Source organism: Sphingopyxis sp. LC81 (assembly GCF_000756375.1).
GTDB lineage: Bacteria > Pseudomonadota > Alphaproteobacteria > Sphingomonadales > Sphingomonadaceae > Sphingopyxis.
Genome location: NZ_JNFD01000041.1, coordinates 1 through 3,702, shown reverse-complemented (window position 1 = coordinate 3,702; position 3,702 = coordinate 1). Strand labels below are relative to the sequence as shown.

Genomic DNA, 3,702 nt, shown 5'->3' with positions numbered 1-3,702 from the left:
CACGAGTTCTTTGCAGTCGCAGTTTATGTCGAGCGTGGCGGCGCGAGGCGCAGGTTTCCTTCGGTTTTCCATGATTTCACTCCAGATATTATGAGGGTTAGAGAGAGTGTTCGGAGACGGGTCAGGCCCGCCTTCGAACGTCAGTGAGCATTGTGATCAAGGCGTCGGAAGGCGGCTTGAAGCGCCCCGGCTTGATCGCAGGGGCACCGTGGGCTGCGAGAATCTGCAGCTTCTCTTCGGGATCGGCGCGCAAGTAGGTCTCGGTGCTCTGGATACTGGCGTGGCCGAGCCATAATGCGACCTTGCGAATGTCCCCCGTCGCCGCGAGCGTGTGCATCGCGCAAGAATGACGAAGCACGTGGGGTGTGACGCGCTTCCCAAGGATCGACGGCTGCTTCGTCGCTGCCGTCTTGACGTGCTCGGCCAATCGGAACGCAAATCCGTCGCGGGTCATCGGCTGCCCGTTGGCATTGAGGAATATCTCGGTGACCTCAACTTGAGGCCGGATCGCAAGCCATGCGCGCAATGCGATCTGGGTCTCCTTCCACAGCGGCAGGACCCGTTCACGTCGCCCTTTGCCCATGATGTGCATGGTGGACAGGGAGCGGTCCGGGAAATCGCCCAGTTGCAGCGTTACGAGTTCCGACACCCTCAGTCCGCCAGCATAGGTAAGATGCAGCATCGCGCGATCACGGGTGCCGAGGCGTGTCCGGGGATCGGGTGTATCGAGCAAAGCCTTGATCTCGGCCCGGTCGAGATAATCGATCAGCGCCTTGTCTGTCTTCTTGGTCGGGATTGCTCTGACACGGAGTGCCTGATCGAGGCAGGCTGGAATCCGGTACTCGATGTATCGGAAGAAGGATCGGATCGCGGCGAGCCTGCCATTGCGGGTCCGCACGCAGCTGCCGCGGCCGATCTCGACATGATCGAGGAAGGCCATGATCATGTCTGTGTCGAGATCCTCAACCTCTAGATCGGTCGGTCGGCGCTTCAGCCGATCGGCAGCGAACTGGACGAGGAGGACGAAGCAGTTGGCATAGGTCTTCACCGTGTGCGGGCTGACGGCGCGTTCGCGCGGCAGATGTTCCCGCAGATATGCCGAGAGATGGGGAGCAAGCGCCGTCATGCCGCTTCTCCTTGAAAAAGTTGCTCGCTTGCAGCCGCAATGTCGCGCAGCAGCACTGGCGTGGCTTCGAGATACCAGTACGTGTTGGCGATCGACGCGTGCCCCAGGTAGACACTGAGACCGGCCATGTGGTGGGCAATGGCCTCCCTGTCACGCGGGCAGGACTCAAGCGAGCGAACAGCGAACGTATGTCGCAGATCGTGGAGTCGCATGCCTGCCGTACCGGTTGCTCCACGATATCCGAGAAGCCGGGCCAACCTGACGAACACGACGTGGGCGCGCACCTTGTGCGGCGCCCGCCCCCGGATAGTGACGAACAGGTCATTACACTTGGCCGGGTGCTTCGCGCGGATCGCAATGTAGGCTTCGAGTGCTTGGCGCGTCGATGGCTGCAAGGCGATCAGCCGCTGCTTGCCGAACTTGCCGTTGCGGACGACCAGCCCATCCTCGACCAGATCGTCGCACTGTAGGGCGAGAGCCTCGGAAATCCGGAGACCTGTCGCCGCGAGCAGGCCGAACAGGTAATGGTACGTGTATGGGCTAATCGTGCCATGGGGCGGAACGTTCAATGCCGCCGCCATGATCGCCCGCACCTGGTCCGGTTCGATGATGGTCGGAGTGGGACGTGGCCGCTTCCCCCGGCCGAAAACGCCGACAGGCGGGACTTCGTGGTCTGGGTCCTCGGCGTGAGCGAAAAGGCTGAAATTACGAGCAGCGTCGTACCTATGGCGAGCCACGTTCTGCGAGCTTGCCGTGTGGCACCAGTCGTAGATGCGCTGCACTCGGGTGTGCCGGTCACCGAAGCGTTCGGCGAAAGCGGCGTATTGGCGCAGCAGTCGTTCCTGTTCCGAGAACTTCCGCCCCAAGCCGCGATACAGCGAGACGTATCTGGCAATGTGCGTGTTCAGCATGACGGTTCTCCCGGCCATGGCTGCGCGATCTTCATGAGCATCGGCAGGTCGACCTTGGCGTAGATGGCGGTGGTCTCGGGCGAGCTGTGGCGCAGGATCGTTCCAACGGACTCCAGCCCTGCGCCCGCGCGCAGCAAGTTGGTGGCAAGCGAATGCCGGAAAATGTGCGATCCGGTCGGCACGCCTTCGATCCCGCCGCGCTCATGCGTGCGTGCAACGATGCCGGCGATCTCCGCCGATGAGCGGAACGAACGGAACGGGGCTTGCGCGCGCACGAACAGATGCGGATCGGCGGTCTTGGGACGCGCCGTGGCAATGTAGTCCAGGATCGCGTCACCGACGTCCTGAGGCAATGGCAGGCGATCAGGCCGACGCGCCTTGCCCTTGACCGTCAGGTGGCCCGAGCGCCAGTCGATATCGTCGAGGTGCATATCCCGAATATCACCGGCACGCAGGCCAAGCCGGGCGAGCAGGAGAATGATGGCCTTGTCCCGAACTTCCACCGGGCGATCAGTCGGACATGCGCCGATGATCTGCTCGATCGTTGCCGGGTTGACGTGCCGGGGCAGCGTCGAAAGACGGTAGCGTTGCACTGATGGGATCGCGTGCAACAAAGCTGGACGGCAAACACCCTGCACGACCAGGAACCGAATATAGCTCCTCATTATCGTGACGAGCAGTGATGCAGAACCCGGCGTCTCCTTGCTTCGTTGTTGAAACGCACGCCTGAGGACGGCTGCATCCCATTGTGAAGGGTCGCCGAGCATAGGCATGAGCCGCCTGATATCGGCCCGGTAGCGCCGGATCGTCTCATCGGTCGCGCCGCGGTGTTGCTTGAGCCATGCCAGATATGCCGCCATGTGCGGGTCGTCATCCGACACCGGTTCGACTGAAGGGATGACACCCCGGCCGCGCAAGAACTCGACGAAGTGCCGAGCGCCACGCCGCCGCCGCTTCGCGCCCGAGGCGACGAGCTTGCCCCGCTTGCGCCAGACCGGACAGCGGCAACCATGCGCCGCGTACTGGTCGAGGATCGCGTCATCGACATCGGCCCACGACTGCCGCTTGATGCGAAGCCAAGCCACAATATGCTCGGCTTCCGACCGGTAGCCCTGTGCCACTCCAGGGGCGAGTTGCAGGCTGTCGATTGCATCGGAGTAGTCGGTGAGGTGACGGGGGAGATCGTCGATCCCATCGTCGACTTCGATATACCCTTGATCTTCGAGGAACCGGACAAAGCGCCGGACCCGCGCAGCCTGATCAGTCTTATAGGCGGCTTGCTGAGCCGAGTATCCGTGGCACCGACAACGGTGCTTCTCGAACCGTCGGACGACTTGATCGCCGAGCGTACTGACCGGGATGGCATGCACATCCAGCCAATGCAGGAAATGACGGATCGCTGCACTGTACAGGATCGAACAGGCCGCTTCCTCCTTGACCCACAGAGAGGAGAGGAAGGCGTTGAATAGGGCATCTGAGCTCGGCGGATCTTCGATCCGGAGCTGTGCCGGACAAAACAGCTCTGATGATCTTGTTCTCATGGTGGTTCCTTCGACTTGTTCAGGTCGAGGGAACCGTAATTATCTGGAGTGAAATCATGGAAAACCGAAGGAAACCTGCGCCTCGCGCCGCCACGCTCGACATAAACTGCGACTGCAAAGAATA

Annotated in this window: 3 protein-coding genes; all 3 read right to left on the bottom strand. The window is 61.7% G+C overall.

Translation table 11 applies throughout. The features are described 5' to 3' along the window. Nucleotides 1-121: 121 nt before the first annotated feature. From FG91_RS18380 to FG91_RS18370, 3 genes are read right to left on the bottom strand one after another with little or no spacing between them, the layout of a single operon-like run. A complete protein-coding gene (locus FG91_RS18380) occupies nt 122-1,126 on the bottom strand; it encodes a tyrosine-type recombinase/integrase (RefSeq protein WP_010339697.1) in 1,005 nt (334 codons plus the stop codon). Beyond that, entirely contained in the window at nt 1,123-2,037 is a 915-nt protein-coding gene (locus FG91_RS18375) for a tyrosine-type recombinase/integrase (protein ID WP_037517935.1), read from the bottom strand. Before FG91_RS18375 ends, FG91_RS18380 begins: the two co-directional genes overlap by 4 nt. Continuing rightward, nucleotides 2,031-3,578: a tyrosine-type recombinase/integrase gene (locus FG91_RS18370; RefSeq protein WP_029548014.1), complete on the bottom strand. Its 1,548-nt coding sequence runs from the start codon at nt 3,576-3,578 to the stop codon at nt 2,031-2,033. Before FG91_RS18370 ends, FG91_RS18375 begins: the two co-directional genes overlap by 7 nt. Nucleotides 3,579-3,702: the final 124 nt, after the last annotated feature.

What these genes read in the sequence shown, in the direction of transcription:
- FG91_RS18380 (WP_010339697.1), bottom strand. Translation starts at nt 1,126, where the DNA reads ATGACGGCGCTTGCTCCCCATCTCTCGGCATATCTGCGGGAACATCTG.
- FG91_RS18370 (WP_029548014.1), bottom strand. Translation starts at nt 3,578, where the DNA reads ATGAGAACAAGATCATCAGAGCTGTTTTGTCCGGCACAGCTCCGGATC.
- FG91_RS18375 (WP_037517935.1), bottom strand. Translation starts at nt 2,037, where the DNA reads ATGCTGAACACGCACATTGCCAGATACGTCTCGCTGTATCGCGGCTTG.